This window comes from Trinickia sp. (assembly GCF_051953955.1).
Classification (GTDB): Bacteria; Pseudomonadota; Gammaproteobacteria; order Burkholderiales; family Burkholderiaceae; genus Trinickia.
Genome location: NZ_JBQCIF010000124.1, coordinates 41,884 through 65,018, shown reverse-complemented (window position 1 = coordinate 65,018; position 23,135 = coordinate 41,884). Strand labels below are relative to the sequence as shown.

Sequence of the window (23,135 nt, the reverse complement as noted above, 5' to 3'; positions counted from 1 at the left end):
GGGCACGGTGGTGGTCGCAGCGGTGATTTTCCGTTTGCTTCTACGTTTCTCTCTACGAATGCTTGTATGCCGGCTCGCTACTCGCTTAAGCGGCCAACTTAGCGGCGGCTTCTTCGACGAGATTGCGCGCGATGGCGAGCTCCTCCAGCCAAGCATCGGCGTAGACGGCGCCCGTCTCGCGCTCGAGCCGCGCGATCGCGGCTGCGTTGCGCGCGGTGTCCTTCGGCGTGGCGAGGAACGGCTTGATCGATTGCCCGGCCTTGAACGCATCGAACAGCGGTACGCGGATGTCGTCGGGGAGCGCGCGCGTCCATTGATAGGTCTTGCCGTTGTGCGTCAGCGCGGGCGGTAGCGCGCGCTCCTTCTTCGTGGCGGCGATCAGGCCGTAGGCGCGTGCCGCTTCGCCGATCTGCTCGGGCGAAAAGAGCTCGTCGGGCGTGATTTCGAACTGAGCGATATGGGTCTCGATCGCCTGCATGGCCGCGGCGCGGTCATCGCGCTTTTGCTGCGCGCGTTCGACGATGCCGCGCAGTTCGTCGGCTTCTTCGCTCGTAATGGTGAAGCTGGCTTGCTTTTGCTGGAGTTCGGAAAAGCGCTGGAATTCAGTGTCAGTCAGAAGTTTGGCCATGAGATCGAACGACGGCGCGCACGAGCGAAGCCGCGCGCGCTTTTTTGAAGGGTCGCCATTCTAGCGTTCCTCGAGCCTGCGATCTAGTGCCCTGGCCGGTAACGGGTTCTTTGAGCGATTTCATATCAACGCGACTTGTGGGACAGGGCGCTATGGCTTCGGGCGTCAAGCGCGTTCGTCGCCGTGCGCGTCGTGCTCCGCGTGCGGCAGCGAGGCGTTCGGGCCGTCGCCGACCCGGTTGATCGTGCCTTGCGCCAACGCGATGAGCGTTTCCTTTTCTCCGTCGACGACGAACACCCGGCATTGGCAGATTGCGTGGCCACGCCCGGCATAGATCAGTTCGGCGTGCGCGAGCAGCGTGCCGCGCACGGCCGGCCGCAGGTAGTTGATCTTGTACTCGCCCGTGACGACGCGCGGCCCCAGGGCCAGCGCGGCGGCGAACGTCAGCGCGTTGTCGGCCAGGTAGCTCGTGACGCCGCCGTGCACGAAGCCCTGCTGCTGACGCAGTTCGTCGCGGATCGGCAGCCGCAGTGTCACTTCGCGCTCGCCGATCTCCACGAGTTCCGTGCCGAGCAGCATGCTGAACGGTTGCGCGTGGAGCGCACCGCGCGCGAGGTCGAAAAAATCGGTCATGCCGAACCCCTTCGGGGCCGGGCCCCGTGTCGTGTCGCGTACCACTCTAGGAAGGGCGGACGCGTTCCGTCAAGGAAGCGAGTAGTCGCTTCCTTCATTGCGTTCGACAAACCGCCGGCCGGTTCGTGCGGATCGGCGCGATTCGCCTGTCGCCGCTCAAGCGAGCCGTCGACTTGCCGTTAACCCTAAGGCCTGTCTAAGTCGCTAAGTAAGTAGCGCCGGTCTGGCTTTCCTTTCGTTTTTCTTTCGGATGTTCTCGATGTTCAGCAAGATCAAGCTCGCTTCCGGCCTGTTGTTCGTTCTGGCCGCCTTCTGTCTGTTGCAGTTCGTGACGGGCGGGATCGGATTCTGGTTTCTGACGAGCACGCATCATGACGTGGGCGACCTCGACAACGTCGCGCTCGTCCAGGTCAACGCGGTCAATGAAACGACTCAGCACCTCATGGACGCGCGCATCAATTTGTCGCGCGCCGGAACGCGGATGGTCGGTGGCGGCGCCGAACCCACGCAGATCGTCGAGCACGCGCGCGAGCAGCTCGCGCTTGCCGATCAGTCGTTCGCGCGGTTCGCCGACGCCCCGAAATCGAGCGATGAGGACCGTGCGCACGCGGCGGCGCTCGCTGAAAAGTATCGGGCGCTGCACACGGCGCTGACGGAACTCGCTCAGTACCTCGATGCCAACAACGTGAAGGCGTTCATGGATCAGCCGACGCAGTCGTTCCAAGACGCGTTCATCGGCGAACAGCACGCCTTTACCCAATTCGGCGATGCGCAAAGCCGCGCGTCGCTCGAGTCGATCGATTCGCGCCTGGCGATGTTCCGCACGGTGAGCCTCGCGATCCTCGCGGCGCTGCTCGGCGGCACGGCTGCCGTCTATGCCGCGCTCAAGCGCGGTGTCATCGCGCCGCTGGAGGAAGCCGGACGCCACTTCGAGCGCATCGCGCGCGGCAAGCTCGTCGAGCCGATCGCAGCGCGCGGCACGAACGAAATCGGCCGTCTGTTCGAGGGCCTCGCGCACATGCAGGCGAGCGTCGCTCAAACCGTGAAGACCGTGCGCGACGCGGCGGACTCGATTCATACGGGTGCCGACGAAATCGCGACGGGCAATGCCGATCTCTCGGCACGCACGGAAAATCAAGCGGCGTCGCTCGAGGAGACCGCCTCGAGCATGGAAGAGCTGACGGCCACGGTGCGTCAGAACGCCGAGCACGCGCGCGAGGCGAATTCGCTGGCCGACGACGCGCTGCGTTCGACGTCCGAAGGGGCGAGCGTGGTCGACAGCGTCGTCGACAAGATGCGCGGCATCGCACAAAGCTCGGATCGCATTGCCGAGATCATCAGCGTCATCGACGGCATCGCGTTTCAAACGAACATCCTCGCGCTGAACGCGGCCGTCGAAGCCGCGCGCGCAGGCGAGCAGGGCCGCGGCTTTGCGGTGGTGGCGGGCGAAGTGCGCGGCCTGGCGCAGCGCAGCGCGCAATCGGCCAAGGAGATCAAGGGGCTCATCAGCGAATCGGTCTCGCAGATCGAAGGCGGCTCGGAGCTCGTTGAGCGTGCGGGCGGCGCGATGCAGAAGGTATCGATGTCGATCTCGCGCGTGGCGCAAATGATGGCCGAGATCAGCGCGTCGTCGCACGAGCAAAGCACCGGCATCGAGCAGGTCAATCAAGCCGTCGTGCAGATGGACCGCATGACGCAGCAGAATGCTGCGCTCGTCGAAGAGGCGGCAGCGGCGGCGTCGTCGCTGCATGATCAAACGCGCCAGCTGAAGGAAGCCGTTTCGGTGTTCGAGATTTCACAGGCCGTTCTCGGCGACGCCCGTTTCGCCGCCGCCGCGCATGCGGCTGCCACCGCCCCGATGCTCGCTTACTGAGCCCAACGAGGCCGTCCGTCGGCGGCGGCCGGATCGAATCGCACATCGGGGCGCACGCTTCGTCAGCGTCGCGCGGTGCGCTCAGCGTACGTCCGCAAGCGCGAACTTAGGCGAGCGCTTGTGCCCCCGAGGCCCTAGACGGGCAGCGAAGCGTATGCCGTGGCGAGGTGATAAGGCGTCGTCGACGGCATGTCGGCGCGCGCCACGTCGCCTGTCGGCGTGAGGCACTCGTGCCAGCCGCGCGCGTGCAGAAAGCGCGCTTGGAAGCGCGGTATCTGCAACGCTAGCCTTTCCATGTCTTCGGGGCGGCCGCGCGTGGCAAGCGCGCGAAGATACTCGGTTTGCGCCCAAATCCGCTGCGTCGCATCCTTGACGGCGCCGGTCTCGTCGAGTGCCGCGCAGACGCCGCCCGTCGCCGGATCGATGCCGTGCTGCCGTGCAAAGTCGAACGCGCGCGACAGATCGCCTTCGAGCCCCGACGCGGCAGCGACCGGCCCCGCCCGCTTCACGAGGTAGAACCATTCGAATTGATGCCCCGGCTCGAGCCGGTTGTCGGCGCTCCCGATCGGCAGCTCGGCGATCGAGCCCGTCGGCGCATGGACGAAGTGGCGTGCCACCGCGCCTGCCAGTTGTCCCAGTGCCGATTCGTAGCCGGGCTCGCCCGTCGTTTCGTAGGCGGCCAGATAAGCTTCCGTCAAATGCATCAGCGGATTTTGCAGGGGGCCGGTGCGCGGCGCGGAGAAATCGGCGTCGAGCGCGGCATGAAGCAGGGAATCGGAGGCGGCGAAACGCGCCTGCACGAGCGAGGCCGTCTCGTCGATGACGCGCAATGCATCGCGATCGCCCGTTGCCGCGGCGTAGTGCGCGCAGGCGAAGATTACGAACGCGTGCGTATAGAGGTCCTTCGTCGTATCGAGCGGTGCACCCTGCGCGTCGACGCTGTAGATCCATCCGCCATGCTTCGCGTCATGGAAATAGCGGCACATCGCTTGAAAGAGTTGCCCGGCATGTGCCGCGTCGCCCGCTTGCGAAAACACGAACAATTGCCTTGCGCAGGCCATGGCGCGGTACCGCAGGACCGGTAACGGCGCGTGATCGTCCGTGCCGACGGCCTCGTACGGTAATTGCAACGCCTGGTTGTAGCCCGGCCCACGCCAGATGGGTACGATGATTTGCGCATAGTGCGCGTGCAGGGCGGCGGCCTCGGCCGCGATCGAACGCTCGATCGAAATGGACATGATACGGTTTGGCGTGGGGACGTAACGGCGCGCGCCTTACCGGCGCCGCGCGAAGCGCAAAGGATAATCCAAAGCCGCGGCGCGGGGCAGTCCCGCGGCAACAAAGGAGGCTGGCGATGCTTGGCAACGGCGAACTCATCCTGCGGCTGATCCTTGCGGCGATCCTCGGCAGCGTCATCGGATTCGAGCGCGAGCGGCAGGCGTGGGCTGCCGGCTTGCGCACGCATATGCTCGTCTGCGTCAGCTCGGCGCTCGTCATGATCGTGTCGGCGTTTGGTTTTGCCGACGTCCTGGGTCGTCCCAACGTCGTGCTGGACCCCTCCCGGATCGCGGCCCAGGTCGTGTCCGGAATCGGCTTTCTGGGAGCGGGCGCGATCTTGCTGCGCGGTGAGGTCATCCGCGGCCTGACGACGGCGGCAAGCGTCTGGTCCGTCGCCGCCATCGGGCTGGCTGTCGGTGCGGGGCTCGATACGGCCGCGATCGCGGCGACGATCATCATTCTGGCGATCCTGGCCGGCCTGAAGCCGATCGAACGGCGCTACATTTCCGCACGCCTGCGGCGACGCGTGACGTTGCGCGTCGAGCGAGGTTCTCTCACGCTCGATTCGCTGCGCGCGGTGCTTGGGCGCTCGAACGGCCGGGTCAAGCAATTCATCGTCCAGCAAAGCGAAGAGGAGCCGGAGTGCGATGACGTCGTCATCGGCTTTGCCCGCGTGCCCGCCGACGAGTTCGCGGGTATCTGCGACCGGCTGCGTCATTCGCGCGGGGTCCGTGCGTTGAGCGACGTCAGCGAGAATGGGGAGGGCAACGATGATGGCCCGCCGGACGTGCGAGGCGAGGGCCGCTGAGGCGACGCGAGCCCCGTTGGCATGGCGCGACGGCCTGTGCCGGCGCGCCGCGGGGCAGACCGATCATGAGACAATGCGGCGTTCGTCACATGCTTGACTACAATTCCAACGAGTTGCGCGCGGGCGCAGCCGTCACCACACGCCATGGCAGATTCTGCAGCATCCGCTTCCTCCCGTTCGCCGGGCGCTTCGCCGTCCAAAAATCGGTCACGCGCTGCTTCGTCGAGCGAGGAGCGTCGACCCACGCGCACCGCAATCGAGCCCGAATCGCAAACGGCGCGCGCGGGGACCCAGGAGCAGGACGATTCTTCGCCGTTCCTGCCGAACTTCGATCCGCGCCAAGGCACGCTGCTAGGTTTCGAGCTGCCGGCCGATAGGGTGGTCGCTATGACGATTGAGCATGAGCGTGCCGATGCCGAGACTGCGGCGTCGTCGGAAATCGGAGCGGTGCCGCAGCGTGACCCGGTGCCGGTCGGGAAGGCGGAAGCTGTCGGCCTTGGGCCGAGTGCGGCCGGCAAGCCGGCTGTGGATGAGAAGCCCGCCGTCGAGGCCAAGGCGGCAGTCGATGGCAACCCGGCTGTAGGTGCCAAGCGGGTAGTCGATGGCAACCCGGCAGTAGGTGACAAGGCGGCTGTCGATGACAAGCCGGCTGTAGGTGGCAAGCCGACAGTCGATGGCAACCCGGTACTCGGTGATGAGTCCGCAGTAGGCGAGAAGCCGGCGGTAGCTGGCAAGCAGGGTGTAGACGGAAAGCCGGTCGTACCGGAGAGGCCGGTAGCAGGCGAGAAGCCGGTGGTAGCAGGGAGCCCGGCCGTAGACGATACGCCCGAGGCGATTGCAAAGCCGTCTACCGCCGTCGACAAGCTCGCTGCAGCCGAGAAGCGGGCTGCCGCTCGCAGGGCGGCAGCGCTCGCGACGGGCGCCGTCACCGCCGGCGCGGGCCGCGCAGCGTATCGTGCCGACGAAGGCGCACTCGGGTTGGCGAAATCCGAAACGACCGCACTCGCGATGAACCTCGCTTCGCTGGAAGAAGCGTTCGTCGAAGAGCGGGGGGCGGCCGAAGTGCGTTGGCAACGGACGCGGCGCTGGCTCACCCTTGCCCTAGCGGGGCTCGTGGTGCTGCTCGGCATCGCCATCGTCCAGACCCTCGCGCTGATGGGCTTCAGCAACCGCGTGCAGGCCACGCAAGATCAACAGCAATTGACCTTGAACCAGCAGCAAGCCGCGCTGGCGAACTTGACCAGCGCCGCGGCTGCCTCGCCCGGGAGCTTGCGCGCGGCGGATGGGCCGATGTCGGCACTTGACGGCGAGTCAGCGGCATCCTCGACGAACGCCGCCCCGCCGCAGCCGACGCATCACGCGAGGTCCGGGCACGCGCGGCATCACAGGGCAAGGGAGCGGCATCAACGGCAAACGGAGTGGAGTCGCTCCACCTACGCCGGACACTGAACGATCTGCATAGTCCGCGGGTTGCAACAGCAAGTTCCGGCGCTGCATTGGGCTAGTAGCACTCGGCACTCAGCGGTCCGACGACGCTGGGCGCCGCAATTGGCGTCACCCTCTTTCGACGCCCTTCCACCGCTTGAGCAGCAACGCGTTCGTAACGACGCTCACGCTCGAGAACGCCATTGCCGCCCCGGCGAGCATCGGATTGAGCAGCCCGAACGCCGCGAGCGGAATGCCGATCAAGTTGTAGACGAACGCCCAGAACAGATTCTGCTGGATCTTTCGATAGGTTCGCCGCGAAATGTCGATCGCGTCGGCCACGAGCGCCGGATCGCCGCGCATGAGCGTCACCCCGGCCGCATGCATCGCGACGTCGGTGCCCGTGGCGAGCGCGATGCCGATATCGGCCGCAGCCAACGCCGGGGCGTCGTTGATGCCGTCGCCCGCCATCGCCACGACCTGCCCCGTGCGCGCTTTGAGCCGCGCGACGATCTCGGCCTTGTCTTCCGGCAGCACTTGCGCGTAGACCTCATCGATGCCGAGCGCGGCCGCGACGCTCGCTGCGGCGCCTCGGTTGTCGCCCGTCACGAGCACGCTTTTGACGCCGCGCGCGGCCAACTGCTCGACGGCTGCCCGGGCGGTCGGCTTGACGGTGTCGCCGAAAGCGATCAGTGCCAGCGTTTGCGCGGGCGTCTGCCCGTCGCTTGCACGGACGAGCCACGAAACGGTATTGCCCGCGGCTTCGAGCTGTACCGCGCGAGCACGCGCCTCGGCCGTCGGCTGGGCGCCGAGCTCGGCAAGCCAGCGGCTATTGCCGACGCAGAGCGTGTGTCCGTCGATTTCGGCTTGCATCCCGCGTCCGGGAACCGCTTTCGCCTGCTTGGCCGTGGCCAGGCTCGAACGCGGCTCGCCGGCCGCGGCGGACGATGGCGATGAGGTCGCACGCAACGCGTCGTACTCGGCCAACAGGGCGCGTGCCAGCGGATGATCGCTGTGTCGCTCGACCGCGGCCGCGAGCGCGAGGCCGTCATCGCGCGAGACGCCGAACGGTTCGAATGCGACGAGCGTCGGCTTGCCGGCCGTCAGCGTTCCGGTCTTGTCGAACGCCACGATCGATACGCGCTGCGCGAGCTCGAGCGCTTCGGCGTCTTTGATGAGCACCCCGCGACGAGCGGCGACACCCGTGCCGGCCATCAGCGCAGCCGGCGTCGCCAGGCCCAGCGCGCAGGGGCAGGCGATGACGAGCACGGACACGGCGTCGAGAATCGCCGTCTGCACCGGTGCCCCGGCCAGCAGCCATCCCGCGAAAGTTGCCGCCGCGAGCACGAGGATCGCCGGCACGAACACGGCGCTGACGCGATCCACGAGCCGCTGAATCGGCGCCTTCTCCGCTTGTGCGCTTTCGACGAGCCGGATGATGCGCGCGAGCGTCGTTTCGGCGCCGGTGGCAGTCGTCGTCACTTCGAGCGTGCCTTCGCCGTTGACCGAGCCGGCCGTCACGCGCTCGCCGGGCCCCTTGGCGACGGGCAGGCTTTCTCCTGTGATCAGCGATTCGTCGATGTGGGTTTGCCCGGCGGCGACGAGCCCATCGACAGGCACCCGCTCGCCGGCCCGCACGACCACGGCCATTCCGACGCGCACCTGCGCGAGCGGCACCTCGCGCACGTTGCCGAGCGCGTCCTTGACCTGCGCGCGGTCGGGCCGCAACGCGGCCAATGCGCGAATCGCATCGGTCGTCTCGCGCTTGGCGCGCGCTTCCAGCCACTTGCCGAGCCGCACGAGCGTGATGACGACGGCGGAGGCTTCGAAATACAAATGCATGGCATCGCCGGGATGGACGATCGTCTGCCAGACACTCAGGCCGTAGGCGGCCGACGTGCCGAGCGCGACGAGCAGATCCATGTTGCCCGCGCGCGCCCGCACGGCGCGATAGGCGCTGACGTAAAACCGGGCACCGCAGACGAATTGGACGATGCTGGCCAGCACGAGCTGTAGCCATGCCGGCAGCGCCGCTTCCATGCCGAACGGCGCGGTCAGCATCGGCAGCATCAACGGAGCGGCGAGGAGCGCCGATGCGGCGACGGCCGCCAGTTCGCGCCGCGCGTGACGGGCGCGGGTGCCGCCGGTGCCGGCGGCCGCGTGCCCGTCCGCGTCGCTCCGATCCTGCTCGCTGGCGCTAGCCCGCGCTTGATAGCCGGCATCGACGACCGCGTCGACGAGCCGCTGCACGTCGCTCGGTGCAAACGGCGCGGCCGCGCGCACCGTGGCGCGCTCGGTGGCGAGATTGACCGATGCCGCGGTCACGCCGGGCACGCGTGCGAGTGCTTTTTCGACACGCGCGGCGCATGAAGCGCAGGTCATGCCTTCGATATCGAGTTCGGTCGTCGGCACGTCGACGCCGGTGGAGGAGAATGACTGGCTCATGATGTTTCAAACTATCAGCCTTCCCATGATGGGAAGGTCAAGCTCATGTTTGTGTAGTGTAGAGGGGGGCGTATGCTGGCCCCTTGGTTCGAACCGCATGGCGGCTCGGGTCGGAACTCGGGCTAGATAGTGGGATGCGTGCCGGGGTGGCAGGCGCGCGACGGATCGACTGTCGCAATGACGTTTTATGCTCGGGGGCGGGCGGCTTCTTGCTTCGCGGCCGAGGATACGATAAAACGCTTTCGCGATTAGCGATTCGAAGGTCGAAGCGGAATCGACGCAGCGCGAGGTCCCGGCCGGATCGAGCGCCGTACGACGGCAGAAAAAGCGGAGGTCCTTCCGCTTGACGCCGAGTCAATAGATCATACAAATGACAATTAAAACTCGAAAACCACTGCTGCCCCTGGGGGCTCGTCCTTGGCTGGCCTGTGTCGCCGCCATCGTCTTTGCAGGTTGCGCCGCGCCGCCGAAGGCGCCGCCGCCGCCGAACGCGAGCGGCTGGACCCAGGACGAAGTCGTCGATTCGTATGTTTTCGGCTACCCGCTCGTCGTCATGGCGACCGCGCGGGCGCAGGCGTTGGCGGCCGCCGGCACCGATGCCGGGACGATGCTCAACACGCTGCGTCCGTTGCCGATGGCCGAGACGGCGGCCGACGAACTGCCGCCGCTGGCCGACGTCGACACTTTATCGGCGAACGCGTGGCTCGATCTATCGCAAGGGCCCGTACTGATCTCCGTGCCCAATACGCGCGGGCGTTTTCTCGATGCGCGCGTACTCGACATGTGGACGAACGTCGTCTGGTCGACGGGTGCCGGTGCCAATGCGCATACGGGCGCGCCTAAACCGCAGACGATCGCGCTCGTTCCGCCGGGTTGGGACGGGCAATTGCCGTCGGGCGTGGCACGCGTCGATGCGCCGAGCCCGAATTTGTGGCTCGGCGTGCGCATCGCCGCACTGGACGCACGCGAGGTGCCGGGGGCACGTCGGCTGCTGGGCGAGGTTCGCGTCGAGCCGCTTTCGGCGTATGCGAGCGAAGCGCATGACCGCCACGCCGCGCGCGGCAAGCATGGCAAGCGCGAGCGCGTCGCCGCCCGCGAGCGGCGCGACGACGATGCGCAGGAAAGCGTCGCCGCGGCGTCGACGGGTCTTGCCGCCACGGCGGCCGCGGTCATGCAACTCGACGCGAATGGATTCTTTGGAAAGCTGGCCGACGCGATGCGCGACAATCCGCCATCGGACGACGACGGCAACGCGTTGAAGGAGCTGGCCGACATCGGCGTGAAGCCGGGCGCGGCGGTCCGTTTTCCCGCCGGCTCGGCCGGCGCGATCGCGGCCGGCGTGATCGAGGGCGCCAAGCGGGTGCAGCAGCCGCCCGTCAATGCCGTCGCGGGCAACGGCTGGAGCTGGGCGGGCGACGGCACTGGGCTTTATCGCGACGATTATGCGTTGCGCGCCTATGCGACGTTCGCGCATGCCGGCGCCGCGACTTCGCGAGACGAAGTGTTCCCGACGGCGCTCGTGGACGGCGACGGCAAGCCCCTCGACGGCAGCAACGACTATGTGCTGCATTTCACGCGCAAGACGATGCCGCCCGCCCGAGCTTACTGGACGATCACGGCCTATTCGTTGGACGGCTCGCTCGTGCCGGGGCGTGTGCCGCACTATTCGATCGATTCGCACGATCGCTTGCGGCGCAACCGCGACGGCTCCTTCGACATCTACGTGTCGTCGAAGCCGGCGGGCAGGGCGCGTGCGGGCAATTGGCTGCCGGCTCCGGAAGGACCGTTCCAGCTCGTGATGCGGCTCTATGCGCCGCAGGGGACCGCCACGGACGGCAGCTGGGCGCCGCCGGCGATCGTGCGTCGATAACATTGGAGCGTTGAAGCGAATGCAGTGGAGCGAGCGAGCGTGAGTGGAGCCGTGCGATGACGAGTGAACCGAAGGGCGGCCTGCTGAGCGGCCTGAGGAACAAGGTGCGGTCGCGCGGCGCTCGCCGCACGGCGATCGGCGTAGTGATCGCCGTGGCGTTGTATGGGCTGCTCGGGTTTTTCGTGGCGCCGCCGCTCATCCGGCACGTTGCCGAGCAGCAAATCGCCAAGGCACTCGACCGGCCCACGACGATCGGCAAAGTCTCGTTCAATCCCTACACGCTGCGGCTAGAAGCCGATGGTGTTCGCCTAGCCGAACGCGGCGGCGCCGGTGGATTCGCATCGATCGAACGGCTCGTCGTGCGGGTCTCGTGGATGACGCTGCTGCGTTTCGCGCCGATCGTGACGGAGTTGCGCGTCGATTCGCCGAGCGTCAACGTCGTGCGCTACGACGCGCAGCGTTTCAATTTCAGCGACATCGCCGAGAAATTCGCAAAGCCGTCGCAACAGCCGAGCAGCGGCCCGACGCTGTTCTCGGTGTCCAATATCGCCGTCGAAAACGGTCACGTTGCGTTCGACGATCGCCTGCTCGGCGCGAAGCACGTCGTCGATCGGCTCTCGCTCGGCGTGCCGTTCATTGCGACCCTGCCGTCGCAGACCAACATCTTCGTCGATCCGCGTTTTTCGGCGCGCATCGACGGCAGCCCGATCGCGATCGGCGGCAAGACCAAGCCGTTCGCGAAATCGCGCGAATCGGACGTGGCATTGACGTTCAGCGACCTCGACGTCCCGCGCCTGCTCTCCTATGTGCCGGCGAAGCTGCCGCTGGAAGTGCAAAGCGGCAAGCTCGCCGGCAATCTCGAGCTTCGCTTCGAAATGACGGCCGACAAGCCGTCGCTCACCGTCACGGGCACGGCCGATTTGACCGATGCCCGGATCGTCGATGCATCGAAGGCGCCGTTTTTCGCGGCCCATGCGCTGCATGTTGCCGCGGCGGGGCTGCAGCCGTTCGCGGGCGTCTATCGTTTCGACGAGATCCTTCTCGATCAGCCGGCGCTGCATTTGACGCGCGAGCGCTCGGGTGCATTGAGCATCGCGCGCGCGTTCGCTGCGCAGCCTCGTCCCGCTAGCGACGAAGCCCATGGGGCCGAGGGCGCATCGAGCGTCGCTCCTGCATCGACGGCATCGGCAGCGTCGTCGTCGGCGGCGGCATCGGCATCGGCATCGGCGACACACGCCGCCTCGACGCCTGTTTCCGCATCCGCAGCATCGGGGGCTCCCGCGGTTTCCGCACCGACGCCAGCGTCGGCCTCGGCGATGGCGAACCCGGGCCAGCCGGCCACCCTCGACGTATCGATCAAGCATTTCGCATTGAACGACGGCAGCCTCGCGCTGGAAGACCGCGTGCCCGACCGGGCCGTCTCGCTCGATTTGAAAAAGCTCACGGCCACGCTCGACGATTTTTCGACCGAGGGCAAGGACAAGGCGCACTACGCCATCCGCACGCTGCTCGCGCAAGGCGGCACCATTGCCGCCACGGGTGCGCTCGGTTTGGCTGCGAAGCAGGCCGATGCCCGAGTGACGATCGATAGCCTAGCGTTGCCGCCGGCGCAGCCTTACTTGGACAGCCTCACCGGGGCGCGTGTGGTCGAGGGCACGCTCGGCGCGACGCTCGCGCTCGATGCGGACTGGTCGAAGCCGGCCACCCGCGTGCAGGTCGGCGCCGGCGACGTGATGCTCAAATCGCTGAAAGTGATGGGTCCCGACACAGCGAAAGAGTCGGCGCCGGCGATCGCGCTGGCGCAAGGCAAGATCGTGATCAAGCGCGTCGACGTTGCAGCGCAGTCGGCTGAAATCGAGCGCGTCGAAGCGACGGGGCTCGCGGTGTCGGGCTCGCGCGCAAAGGACGGCCGCATCAGTTTCGCCGATCTCGCGCAGCCGCCGTGGCCGACGCGAGAAGAAGGGGCGGCTCGGCCCGCGGCACCATCCGGCACGCAGACGCACGCGCAAGCACATGGCACGCACGAGCCGAAGGAAGCCGCGCCACAGTCGACGACATCGTCCAAATCGTTCCAATCGTCGAAGGGAACGAAAGCCGCGAGCGCGGACAAACCGGCGCAATCGGGCTGGCGCTACCGGATCGGCGAACTCGTGCTGAAGGATGGCGCCGTGGATCTCACCGACGAAGCGGCGCCGCACCCGGCGAAGCTGCATCTTGCGCCGGTGCAACTCGACGTGCGCGACATCACCGAGGACATGAGCCGGCCGCTTGCGATCAAGCTCGAAGCGTCGCTGAACGGCAAGGGCAGCTTTAACGCGAACGGCGACATCGTGCCGAGCCCGCTCGACGCCTTGCTGACGGTGGAGGCGAACCGTCTCGACCTCTCGCCGTTCGAGCCGTATTTCGGCGACAACCTCAATGCGAAGATCGCCAAGGCCGAGTTGAATGCGCGCGGCCAGGTCAAGGCCGCGATGCCCAAGAGCGGCGGGCCGTCCTACAGCTACCGCGGCTTCGCATCGCTCGTCGACGTCCGCTTGCTCGACCGCACGAACTCGGCGCCGCTCGCCGGCTGGGGCACGCTCGGCATCGGCGGCATCAATGCGCGCTACGATTCGCACGGCATCAACCTCGATATCGCGCGCGTTACGTTCGCGCGATTTTTCGGGCAGGTGCTGCTCGATGCGCAAGGCAAGCTCAATCTGAACGACGTATTGGCCCGGCAGAGAGAGGCTTCGAACCAGCCGGCAAGCAAAGAGCAGAAATCGTCGACGACCACGGCACAGGTTCAAACCTCGGCGCCGGGCACGTCATCGTCGACACCGCTGCACGCTCGCATCGGCCAGATCGTCTTGCAGCAGGGCCACGTCAATTACACGGACGACTTCGTCAAGCCGAACTACAAGGCGGATCTCGAAGACATCACGGGTACGATCGGTACGATCGGAACCGACGTCGCGGCGCCGGCGCCCGTGGATATCAGCGCGAGCTTGGCGAACAACGGCCCGATCGCGATTCGCGGCACGGCGAACCCGTTGGCGCCCAAGCCGTCGCTCGATTTGGGCGCCAGCGCGCACGATATCGAACTGAAGAACTTGACGCCTTACTCGCTGAAGTATGCGGGCTATCCGATCGAGAAGGGCAGGCTGGACGTCGATCTGCACTACAAGCTCGAGAACGACCAGCTCACCGCCGAAAATCATTTGATCATCGATCAGCTGACGTTCGGCGACCACGTCGAGAACGGCACCGAAACGCACCTGCCCGTCCGCTTGGCGATTGCGTTGCTCAAGGATTCGCACGGCAAGATCGACGTTCGCATCCCCGTTTCGGGATCGCTGTCGAACCCGCAGTTCAGCTTGGGATCCCTGATCTGGGGGGCGGTGAGGCATTTGATCGAGCGAGCCGTTACGGCGCCGTTCTCGCTGCTCGCCAATGCACTCGGCGGCGGCGGGGACGGTTCCGCAAGTGCGGAGCACCTTCAATACATCGCATTCGCGCCGGGCTCGGCCGCGCTCAGCGATTCGGCGCGCACGAAGCTCGATACGCTCGTGAAGCTGCTCGCCGAGAAGCCCGAGGTGAAGCTCGACTTGAGCGGGCGTGCCGACGAGAACGTCGATATGCCGGGCTTGCGGATGGCCTACGTCGACGATCTCGTCAAACGCGAAAAAGCGAAAGCGACGGGAAGCGGCGGACAGCAGGCCGATCCGGCGACGGTCACCGTCAGCGCCGACGAATATCATCGCTATCTGACGGAGGCGTACAAGAACGCCGACTTCAAGAAGCCACGGAATTTCGTAGGCTTGACGAAGACGCTTCCCGACGACGACATGAAGCGAGCGCTCGCTTTCCATGCGCCCGTGAACGATACGAGCCTGCATGCGCTCGCCGAGCAGCGCGCGCAGAACGTCCGCCAGTATCTGAGCCAGAAAATCGATCCGAGCAGACTCACGATCGTCGCGCCGCATTTTGGGACGGAAGGGATGAAGGACAACGGCCCGGCGACGCGCGTCGACCTCGCGCCGGCCAGCTGACGGGGCGGCGACGGTAGCCATCGCTCGAGCAACGAGACGATCGCATGGGACGGCCGGCTTCATGCCGGCCGTTTTCGTTCGGGCCATACGCGACAAACGACGATCGATCCGATGGACGTATCGAATCACGCTGAAAGAAAGCCCGAAAAATTTATTATTCGAGCTTTTAATCAATGGATAAGTGGTCAATTACGTGTTAATAGGATGGTTTCTGCATTTCGTAATGAAAACGAAAAATAATCATACGTGAAATCAAAATCCGATTAGTGATACCTGTCTAATCGGATAATTCCGCTTACATCGCCCCTCGTTTGCTGCTTCACTCCAATGCGCCGCACGACCATGCGACAGCGGGTTCCCGCGCAGCGCCGTTTAAAACACGATTTGAACGTCAATCGGTGTTTCACCGAGATCAATTGGAGGAAGGGGTATGGCCAGGTCTTTCAAGAAAAAGATGTTGACCGGTTTGACTGCGCTTGCGATCGGCAGCGCTTCGCTTGCCGGATTCACAGGGCTGACGGCGTTTCTTGCGTTAGCCGCTCCGAGCGCCGCAATGGCCGATACGGCCCCCGCCGCGGATCGATACGCGGCGACGCAATATCCGATCGTGCTCGTGCATGGTCTATCGGGCACGGACCGATACGCGAACGTGATCGACTACTGGTACGGCATCGCATCCGATCTCGAATCGCACGGTGCGAACGTCTACGTCGCGAACTTGTCGGGATTTCAAGGCGATCTTGGGCCGAACGGCCGCGGCGAACAACTGCTCGCCTACGTTCAGCAGGTGCTAGCCGCCACGGGTGCCGGCAAGGTCAATCTGATCGGCCACAGTCAAGGCGGGCTCGACGCGCGGTACGTGGCCGCCGTGGCGCCGCAACTCGTTGCATCGGTCACGACGATCGGCACGCCGCATCGCGGCTCGGAATTCGCGGACTACGTCGCCCGCGTGCTCGCGAAAGATCCGACGGGCTTGGCCGAGCCGTTGATCGGTCAGTTCGCCAATCTGCTCGGCACATTGTTCAGCAGCAATTTCAACACGAACCAGGACGCGATCTCCGCCTTGACGGCGCTGACGACTTCGGGCGCAACGCAATTCAATGCGGCGGTGCCGAGCGCCGGCCTCGGGGACGCAGGCTCGTGTCGAACCGGCGCGCCGACGGAAACGATCAACGGCAACCTGCACTACCTCTACTCTTGGGCCGGCAATGCGATCAGGCCCAGTGGGTCCGCGCTCGGCGTGCAGGGCGCAACCGATACGAGCGTGTCGGGATTCTTGGATCCGGCCAATGCGCTGGACCCATCGACGCTGACGCTACTCGGTTCGGGAACGCTCATGATCAATCGGAACGCCGGCCCGAACGATGGCCTCGTATCGGTGTGCAGCGCGCTGTTCGGCCAAGTGTTGAGCACGAGCTACCACTGGAATCACGTTGACGAGATCAATCAAGTGTTCGGCGTGCTCGGCCAGAACGCCGAAGATCCGGTGGCCGCCATTCGTGCGCACGCCAATCGCTTGAAACTTCAGGGGCTATGACCGCGATGAGGCGCCCTGCCGATGCAAAGAGGACGGCGAGCACGCTCGCGCTGTTCGGTCTCGCCGGCGCTGCCGCGGCGGCCGCCGTCTGGTATGTCGAAGCGCCGGCTGGGGCGCCGCCTGTGCTCGTGCACACCGTCGCCGCCGCGGCGGCGGTTCCGGCGGCGCAGGACCGGTCGATCCGGGCCTTCTCGCCCCCGGTCGAGCCGTCACTGCCGGTTTCGCTCGCGGGTTCTACGCCGCCGCGACTGCCGCTCGACGCACGCGGTCATTTGCGCAAGGCGCGCGGCGTGCGCGATTTCTTCGACTACTTCCTCACGGCGCAAAGCGAGATGCGGCCCGATGCGGTCGATGCCCTCGTGCGCAAGCAAATCGCCGCTCAACTCGACGGTATGGCGGCACAGCCGGAAGCGCTCGATGTCTGGCGGCGTTACGAGGCATATCTGAAGGCGTTGAATAGCCTGAGGGCGCTTGCCGTCTCGGCGCCGACCGGCAACGTCCGTGGCACCAGCGGCACGGGCCGATCCAACAGCACTGTGGGCACCCCCGGCACTACCGGCACCAGCCGCGCGACCGATCTCGACGCGATGCAGTCGTTGCTCGACGAGCGTGCATCGTTGGCGAGCCGAACGCTCGGTGCGGATTGGAGCGAGGCGTTCTTCGGCCCCGATTGGCGGCACGCGCACTACATGATCGAGCGTTGGCGCATTCAGCGCGATGGGGCTTTGACCGACGCGCAAAGGACAGCCCGCCTCGAAGCGCTTGCGGAAAGCCTGCCGCTCTTTGAGCGCGCCGCACTCGACCGGGATCGCCGCGCACAGGCACAGGTCGAAGCGGTGGCCCAACTCCAGCAGCAGGCGATGACGCTCGATCGCTTGCGAGCCGAGGCGACGCAGGAGCTTGGACCGCAGGCAGCCGAACGGATCGTGAAGATGCAACAGGACAATGAAGCTTGGCACACGAAATACGCCGACTACGCGGCACAACGCGGGCGCATCGATGCGATGGGGTTGTCGACTGCTGATCGTCATGCGCAGATCGCGCAACTGCGACAGCGCATCTTCACCGATCCCGCGCAGGCGCTGCGCGCTGCAGCGCTCGATCAAGGGCAAGGGCAAGGCCCACGGCAGTAGAGGCACGATGCAGGGCACCTTGCACCCGCTTGCTTGCAGCCGAGCACGCTGATCGGAAGGCGAAGCCCCGCTCCGCAGGTGTCGAGCGGCCGGAGCGGTCGAGCAGCCGCTTACGCTGTGCGCGCCGCGGGCGTCGCCATGTGCTGCTCGATGACGCCGGCCAGCGCGCCGAACGCCGGCGCGATCCGCTCATGCGGCACGCAGGCGTAGCCGAGCAGCAGCCCGGGCCGCGCGGCGCTTTCCTGACTATAGTAGGTGGAAAGCGGCCGAACGATCACGCCGGCCTCGAAGGCTGCGGAGGTGACGGCGCGATCGTCCGTGCCGTCCGGCATGGCGAGGACGAGGTGCAGCCCGGCCTCGTCGCCCATGACAGGCAAAGCATCGCCGAAGCGCGAGGTGATGGCATCGATGAGGATCTGCCGGCGCTCCCCGTACAACGCGCGCATGCGGCGCACGTGCGAGGTCAGGTACCCGTCCATGATGAACTCGGCCAGCACGGCTTGATGCATGAGCTGGCCCTCGCGATAGAGTTCGGCCATGCCCGTGCGAAACGTGTCCACCAAATGCTCGGGGGCGACCATATAGCCGATCCGCAGCCCCGGATAGAGGATCTTGCCCAGACTACCGACGTAAATGACGTGGCCGGCTTCGTCGAGTCCTTGCAGCGAGGCGAGCGGGCGGCTGCCGTAGCGAAACTCGCTGTCGTAATCGTCTTCGAGGATCCAGACGCCGTGTTGCCGGGCGTACTCGAGCAGCGTCCGCCGGCGGGCGAGGCTCATCACCATGCCGAGGGGGTATTGATGCGAAGGCGTCACCACCGCGAGGCGCGGCGGCGCGGCCGGCGAAAGTTCGCGCGGATTCAACCCTTCGCTGTCGACGGGAATCGGCTCGATTTCCAGCCCCGCCGACTGCAGCACGCTGCGCGCGCCCCAATAGCAAGGCTCCTCGACCCAGGCGCGGTCGCCCACGTCGGCCAGCAGCCGCACGGCCAGATCCATCGACTGATGAATGCCGGTCGTGATGATGATTTGATCGGGCGAGCACTTCACCGAGCGGGCCACGCGCAGATAATCCGACAGCGCCCGCCGCAGCGGACGATAGCCGCCGCCGGGCGCGTAGGTCAGCAGCTCGGGATTGGGCGATTTCCAAAGCCGCGCCTGCAGCCGGCTCCACGTGCGCGACGGAAACTCGGTGACGTCGGGCACGCCCGGCATGAAAGCGCCCCATTGCTTCGGCGCCACGCCCGCGCGGCCGATCAGGCGCCGGCCTCGCGCGGACAGGCTTTGCTGAACCCGTACGTCGCGCGTCGCACCGGGCTCGCTGGCGCGGGGCGCCGCGCGCGGCCGGACCGCATTGGCATCGGGGCGCGTGTCGGCCACGTAGGTGCCGCTGCCCGTCGTCGACAGCACGTAGCCCTCGGCCGTCAATTGGTCATACACGCGCAGCACGGTGTTGCGCGCGATCTCGAGATCATCCGCCAGGGTGCGAGAGCTCGGCAGCTTCGTGCCGGGGGCCAGTTGCCCCGTCAAGATGGCATGCTGCACGAGCCGCAGCACCTGGCGATACATGGGCTCGGCCGCACCGCGCTCGAGCCGGGCCGAAAGCCAGTCCGACAGAATGATCGTATCCAAAGTGGTTCCCTTCAGAATAATGAAATGGCTCCGTTGCGTGGAACCGTGACCGATTATATTGGATCGCAAAGGAAGTGCGGTGCTCGCTAGTCGATGGAGCCAATTGAACCAGCGGTGGAGACGGACGATGAAGACGGATCAGGTGATCGTGAGCTTTCGCGGCGTGCGCAAGACGTATGACGGCGAAACCCTCGTCGTCAAGTCGCTCGACCTCGACATCTACCAGGGCGAATTCCTGACGCTGCTCGGGCCGTCTGGATCGGGCAAGACCACCTGTCTGATGATGCTGGCCGGCTTCGAATTTCCGACCGGCGGCGAGATTCGGCTCGACGGGCAGTTGCTCAATACCGTGCCGCCGCATCAGCGCAACATCGGCATGGTGTTCCAGAACTACGCATTGTTTCCGCACATGACGGTGGAGCAGAACGTCGCTTATCCGCTTTCCGTGCGCAAGATGCCTGCGGCCGAGCGGGCCCATCGCGTTTCCGAAGCGTTGAAGATGGTGCGCATGGAGGGGTTCGCCAAGCGCTATCCGGCGCAGCTTTCGGGCGGCCAGCAGCAACGGATCGCACTCGCGCGGGCGCTCGTGTTCGAGCCGCGGCTCGTGCTCATGGACGAGCCGCTCGGCGCACTCGACAAGCAACTGCGCGAACACATGCAGTACGAACTGAAGGCGCTGCACGAAAAGCTCGGCTTGACGTTCGTCTATGTCACGCACGATCAGGGCGAGGCGCTGACGATGTCCGATCGCGTCGCCGTCTTCGATAAAGGCATCGTGCAGCAGCTCGATACCGTCGATCGTTTGTACGAGTCGCCCTGCAACGCGTTCGTCGCGAACTTCATCGGCGACAGCAACCGCTTGCAAGGCACGATCGCCGAAGTCGACGGCGAGTTCTGCCGCCTGCGCTTGCCCGACGGCACGCATGTCGTGGGCCGCAACGTGGCGGGCGCGAGCGCGGGTACGCCTGCCACCGCCTGCATTCGCCCCGAGCGCCTGCGCTTGACCGCGCGGGCCGAGCGCGTCCCCGAGCGGCCGGGCGCGAACGCGCTCGCGAGCGAAGTGCGTGGCCTCATCTATTTCGGCGATCACGTGCGCATGCGTTGCGCGGTGCCCGAGCAAGACGAATGTTTCGTCAAAGTACCGCTCGGCACCGAAGCGCTCGATACGTTCGTCCCGGGTGCGAGTGTCGCGCTCGAATTCGCCCCCGAGCATTTGCGCGTTTTCGCATGACCCGCGCGCGAGCGGACGAACTCGCGCAAACCGGCGTCCGGCTTCGCTTGACGCCCCTGTCATTGCAGTGACCCCTGTTGCGGCGGACGCATCCACGCATATCACGTAGAGGAGAGCCCAGATGAAAACGAACACCACCACGATGCGCCGCACGGCCGCGACGCTTGCCGTCGCATGTGCGGCGGCGCTGCTCGGCATGGCAGGAGCCGCGGCGGCGGAGCTTACCGTCGTCAACTTCGGCGGTGCGAACGCCGATGCGCAGAAGCTCGCCTACTATCAGCCGTTCGAGCAGAAAACGGGCACTAAGATCACCGCTGTCGAATACAACGGCGAGACCGCCAAGATCAAGGCGATGGTGGAAGCCAAGCACGTGAACTGGGACGTCGTCGAAGTCGAATCGGGCGACCTTGGCCGCGGCTGCGACGAAGGCCTGTACGAAAAGCTCGACTGGGCGAAGATCGCCAAGAAGTCCGATCTGATTCCCGAATCGCCGAGCGCGTGCGGCGTGGGTTTTTTCGTCTGGTCGACGGCGATCGCCTATAACGCCGACAAACTGAAGACGGCGCCGACGGGCTGGGCCGATTTCTGGAACGTCAAGAAATTCCCCGGCAAGCGGGCGCTGCGCAAGGGTGCGCGAGGCAACCTCGAATTTGCGCTGATGGCCGACGGCGTCGCGCCGAAGGACGTCTACAAGGTGCTGGCGACGAAGGCGGGCCAGGATCGCGCGTTCAAGAAGCTCGACGAGCTCAAGCCGAACATCCAATGGTGGGAGGCGGGCGCGCAGCCGCCGCAATTCCTCGTTGCCGGCGACGTCGTCATGTCCTCCGCGTTCAATGGCCGCATCGATGCGGCACAGCGCGAAGGGAAGAATCTGAAGGTCGTGTGGAACGGCAGCATCTATGACCTCGACTATTGGGTGATTCCGAAGGGCTCGCCGAACAAGGCGCTGGCCGAGCAATTCATCGCCTATTCGATCTCGTCCAAACCGCAGCAGGCCTATGCGCAGCATATCGCGTACGGTCCGGCGAACCGCGACGCCATCAAATCGCTCGATGCGAAGACGCTGTCGAACCTGCCGAATTCGCCGGCCAATGGGCAACACGCGGTGCTGCAAGATGCGGCATTCTGGACCGATTACGGCGACGAGCTCGAGCAGCGTTTCGCGTCGTGGGCATCGAAGTAATGGAAGCCGTCGCACCGGTGGCGGTGGTTTGAGCGGCGACGGCGACATCGCCAACGCGGCGTCGCCGCGCCGCTCGTGCCGCGCCGCTGCCTGCCAACGCGGGGCGGCGCGCTGCATGAGCATGATGCAAGAGGGGCAACGCAGGAGATGAGCGTGCAAACGATGACGATTCCGGGCGAGCCGAGCGGCGCGTCGAGCGCCACATTGAAGCGCGAATTGAAGGCCGCGCAGGCGCGCAAGCGGCTGACGGCGCTGCTCTTGATCGCACCGCTTGCGATCTTCCTGCTGCTGATTTTCGTCGTGCCGATCGCGGCGCTGCTCACGCGCGCGGTGCAAAATCCAGAAGTAGCCAACGCGCTGCCGAAGACCGCGGCGGCATTGAGCCAATGGGACCGCAAAAGCGAGCCGCCGGTTGCTGCCTATCCGGCGCTTGCCGCGGATTTGTCCGCGACGCAGGATGGCCAGGTGATGGGCAGCTTGGAGCGGCGGCTCAACGTGGAGGTACCGGGCTTCCATTCGCTCGTGTCCAAGACGGCGAACGCGCTGCCGTTCACGGACGACGACAGCCACCCGCTGAAACTCACCGCGGAGCAGATGCGCTCCAAGCTGATCGATCTCGATGCGCGATGGGGCGATGCGCGGTATTGGCGCGCGATCGCGAAGAACGGCTCGCGTTATTCGCCGTTCTATTTGCTGGCCGCGCTCGACCATCGAGAAGATGCGTTCGGCCATATCGAGCAGACCGATCCCGACCAGCGCATCTATTTGAACGTCTTCAGCCGCACGTTCGTGATCGGCGCCGTGGTCACGCTTGCGGCGCTACTGCTTGGCTATCCGCTGGCCTATTGGATCTCGACGCTGAGCGAGCGGCGCGCGAACCTCGTCATGATCCTCGTGCTGATCCCGTTCTGGACGTCGATTCTCGTGCGCGTGGCCGCATGGATCGTCATCTTGCAAACGGAGGGGCTCGTCAATCGGACGTTGCGCGGCCTCGGGCTGATCGATGCGCCGCTCGAGCTGCTGTTCAATCGCACGGGCGTCTACATTTCGATGACGCACATTCTGCTGCCGTTCATGATTTTGCCGCTCTACAGCGTGATGAAGTCGATCCCGCCGACCTATCAGCGCGCGGCCGTATCGCTGGGCAGTCACCCGTTCGCCGCGTTTTGGCGAGTCTACGTGCCGCAGACCTATCCGGGCATCGGAGCCGGCGCGCTGCTCGTCTTCATTCTCGCGATCGGCTACTACATCACCCCGGCATTGCTCGGGGGTCCGAACGATCAAATGGTCAGCTACTACGTTGCGTACTTCACGAACGTGACGATCAACTGGGGCATGGCCTGTGCGCTGGGCGGCCTGCTGCTCGCGGCCACGCTCGTGCTGTACGCCGTGTACGGCCGCTTCACGAAAGCACAGCCCACGCTGTAAC

15 protein-coding genes are annotated in these 23,135 nt (G+C 65.7%); 10 read left to right on the top strand and 5 right to left on the bottom strand.

Annotated features, from left to right (window positions below):
* Nucleotides 1-85: 85 nt before the first annotated feature.
* On the bottom strand, nucleotides 86-628 hold the full coding sequence (locus ACTHNZ_RS22875) for a hypothetical protein (protein ID WP_440544867.1): 543 nt from the start codon (nucleotides 626-628) through the stop codon (nucleotides 86-88).
* A 165-nt stretch (nucleotides 629-793) separates the two neighbouring features.
* Nucleotides 794-1,261, bottom strand: coding sequence for a PaaI family thioesterase (locus ACTHNZ_RS22870; protein ID WP_440544866.1), 468 nt, complete (start codon nucleotides 1,259-1,261; stop codon nucleotides 794-796).
* A gap of 259 nt (nucleotides 1,262-1,520) precedes the next feature.
* On the opposite strand from ACTHNZ_RS22870, the gene ACTHNZ_RS22865 reads away from it, so the two are divergent.
* Nucleotides 1,521-3,134, top strand: a complete 1,614-nt coding sequence (locus ACTHNZ_RS22865) for a methyl-accepting chemotaxis protein (RefSeq protein WP_440544865.1) — start codon at nucleotides 1,521-1,523, stop codon at nucleotides 3,132-3,134.
* Nucleotides 3,135-3,268: 134 nt separating this feature from the next.
* Here the strand turns inward: ACTHNZ_RS22865 and ACTHNZ_RS22860 are convergent, their stop codons facing one another.
* The gene (locus ACTHNZ_RS22860; protein WP_440544905.1) at nucleotides 3,269-4,366 is read right to left on the bottom strand and encodes an AGE family epimerase/isomerase; all 1,098 of its coding nucleotides are present in this window, start codon (nucleotides 4,364-4,366) and stop codon (nucleotides 3,269-3,271) included.
* Nucleotides 4,367-4,488: 122 nt separating this feature from the next.
* Between ACTHNZ_RS22860 and ACTHNZ_RS22855 the strand changes: the two genes are divergently transcribed.
* The gene (locus ACTHNZ_RS22855) at nucleotides 4,489-5,220 is read left to right on the top strand and encodes an MgtC/SapB family protein (protein ID WP_440544864.1); all 732 of its coding nucleotides are present in this window, start codon (nucleotides 4,489-4,491) and stop codon (nucleotides 5,218-5,220) included.
* A 387-nt stretch (nucleotides 5,221-5,607) separates the two neighbouring features.
* Nucleotides 5,608-6,669 (top strand): hypothetical protein, encoded by a 1,062-nt coding sequence (locus ACTHNZ_RS22850; RefSeq protein WP_440544863.1) that lies wholly within the window; start codon nucleotides 5,608-5,610, stop codon nucleotides 6,667-6,669.
* Between the two features lie 105 nt (nucleotides 6,670-6,774).
* Here the strand turns inward: ACTHNZ_RS22850 and ACTHNZ_RS22845 are convergent, their stop codons facing one another.
* Nucleotides 6,775-9,093, bottom strand: coding sequence for a heavy metal translocating P-type ATPase (locus ACTHNZ_RS22845; protein ID WP_440544904.1), 2,319 nt, complete (start codon nucleotides 9,091-9,093; stop codon nucleotides 6,775-6,777).
* Between the two features lie 367 nt (nucleotides 9,094-9,460).
* Between ACTHNZ_RS22845 and ACTHNZ_RS22840 the strand changes: the two genes are divergently transcribed.
* The 4 genes from ACTHNZ_RS22840 to ACTHNZ_RS22825 all read left to right on the top strand — a co-directional run bounded on the left by ACTHNZ_RS22840 (nucleotide 9,461) and on the right by ACTHNZ_RS22825 (nucleotide 17,661).
* Nucleotides 9,461-10,960, top strand: a complete 1,500-nt coding sequence (locus ACTHNZ_RS22840; RefSeq protein WP_440544862.1) for a DUF1254 domain-containing protein — start codon at nucleotides 9,461-9,463, stop codon at nucleotides 10,958-10,960.
* A 56-nt stretch (nucleotides 10,961-11,016) separates the two neighbouring features.
* The gene (locus ACTHNZ_RS22835) at nucleotides 11,017-14,991 is read left to right on the top strand and encodes a DUF748 domain-containing protein (protein ID WP_440544861.1); all 3,975 of its coding nucleotides are present in this window, start codon (nucleotides 11,017-11,019) and stop codon (nucleotides 14,989-14,991) included.
* Between the two features lie 430 nt (nucleotides 14,992-15,421).
* Nucleotides 15,422-16,528 (top strand): triacylglycerol lipase, encoded by a 1,107-nt coding sequence (locus ACTHNZ_RS22830; protein WP_440544860.1) that lies wholly within the window; start codon nucleotides 15,422-15,424, stop codon nucleotides 16,526-16,528.
* Nucleotides 16,525-17,661 carry a lipase secretion chaperone gene (locus ACTHNZ_RS22825; RefSeq protein ID WP_440544859.1) on the top strand — a complete coding sequence of 379 codons (1,137 nt, stop codon included), beginning with the start codon at nucleotides 16,525-16,527 and terminating at the stop codon, nucleotides 17,659-17,661. The genes ACTHNZ_RS22830 and ACTHNZ_RS22825 overlap by 4 nt, the downstream gene beginning before the upstream one ends.
* Nucleotides 17,662-17,771: 110 nt before the next feature.
* Here the strand turns inward: ACTHNZ_RS22825 and pdxR are convergent, their stop codons facing one another.
* Nucleotides 17,772-19,292, bottom strand: coding sequence for a MocR-like pyridoxine biosynthesis transcription factor PdxR (gene pdxR / locus ACTHNZ_RS22820; RefSeq protein ID WP_440544858.1), 1,521 nt, complete (start codon nucleotides 19,290-19,292; stop codon nucleotides 17,772-17,774).
* Between the two features lie 127 nt (nucleotides 19,293-19,419).
* On the opposite strand from pdxR, the gene ACTHNZ_RS22815 reads away from it, so the two are divergent.
* The 3 genes from ACTHNZ_RS22815 to ACTHNZ_RS22805 all read left to right on the top strand — a co-directional run bounded on the left by ACTHNZ_RS22815 (nucleotide 19,420) and on the right by ACTHNZ_RS22805 (nucleotide 23,134).
* Nucleotides 19,420-20,523 (top strand): ABC transporter ATP-binding protein, encoded by a 1,104-nt coding sequence (locus ACTHNZ_RS22815; protein ID WP_440544857.1) that lies wholly within the window; start codon nucleotides 19,420-19,422, stop codon nucleotides 20,521-20,523.
* Between the two features lie 121 nt (nucleotides 20,524-20,644).
* Nucleotides 20,645-21,706: an ABC transporter substrate-binding protein gene (locus ACTHNZ_RS22810; protein ID WP_440544856.1), complete on the top strand. Its 1,062-nt coding sequence runs from the start codon at nucleotides 20,645-20,647 to the stop codon at nucleotides 21,704-21,706.
* Nucleotides 21,707-21,853: 147 nt separating this feature from the next.
* Nucleotides 21,854-23,134 carry an ABC transporter permease gene (locus tag ACTHNZ_RS22805; RefSeq protein ID WP_440544855.1) on the top strand — a complete coding sequence of 427 codons (1,281 nt, stop codon included), beginning with the start codon at nucleotides 21,854-21,856 and terminating at the stop codon, nucleotides 23,132-23,134.
* Nucleotide 23,135: the final 1 nt, after the last annotated feature.

What these genes read in the sequence shown, in the direction of transcription:
- ACTHNZ_RS22875 (WP_440544867.1), bottom strand. Translation starts at nt 628, where the DNA reads ATGGCCAAACTTCTGACTGACACTGAATTCCAGCGCTTTTCCGAACTC.
- ACTHNZ_RS22870 (WP_440544866.1), bottom strand. Translation starts at nt 1,261, where the DNA reads ATGACCGATTTTTTCGACCTCGCGCGCGGTGCGCTCCACGCGCAACCG.
- ACTHNZ_RS22865 (WP_440544865.1), top strand. Translation starts at nt 1,521, where the DNA reads ATGTTCAGCAAGATCAAGCTCGCTTCCGGCCTGTTGTTCGTTCTGGCC.
- ACTHNZ_RS22855 (WP_440544864.1), top strand. Translation starts at nt 4,489, where the DNA reads ATGCTTGGCAACGGCGAACTCATCCTGCGGCTGATCCTTGCGGCGATC.
- ACTHNZ_RS22850 (WP_440544863.1), top strand. Translation starts at nt 5,608, where the DNA reads ATGACGATTGAGCATGAGCGTGCCGATGCCGAGACTGCGGCGTCGTCG.
- ACTHNZ_RS22840 (WP_440544862.1), top strand. Translation starts at nt 9,461, where the DNA reads ATGACAATTAAAACTCGAAAACCACTGCTGCCCCTGGGGGCTCGTCCT.
- ACTHNZ_RS22835 (WP_440544861.1), top strand. Translation starts at nt 11,017, where the DNA reads ATGACGAGTGAACCGAAGGGCGGCCTGCTGAGCGGCCTGAGGAACAAG.
- ACTHNZ_RS22830 (WP_440544860.1), top strand. Translation starts at nt 15,422, where the DNA reads ATGGCCAGGTCTTTCAAGAAAAAGATGTTGACCGGTTTGACTGCGCTT.
- ACTHNZ_RS22825 (WP_440544859.1), top strand. Translation starts at nt 16,525, where the DNA reads ATGACCGCGATGAGGCGCCCTGCCGATGCAAAGAGGACGGCGAGCACG.
- ACTHNZ_RS22815 (WP_440544857.1), top strand. Translation starts at nt 19,420, where the DNA reads ATGAAGACGGATCAGGTGATCGTGAGCTTTCGCGGCGTGCGCAAGACG.
- ACTHNZ_RS22810 (WP_440544856.1), top strand. Translation starts at nt 20,645, where the DNA reads ATGAAAACGAACACCACCACGATGCGCCGCACGGCCGCGACGCTTGCC.
- ACTHNZ_RS22805 (WP_440544855.1), top strand. Translation starts at nt 21,854, where the DNA reads ATGAGCGTGCAAACGATGACGATTCCGGGCGAGCCGAGCGGCGCGTCG.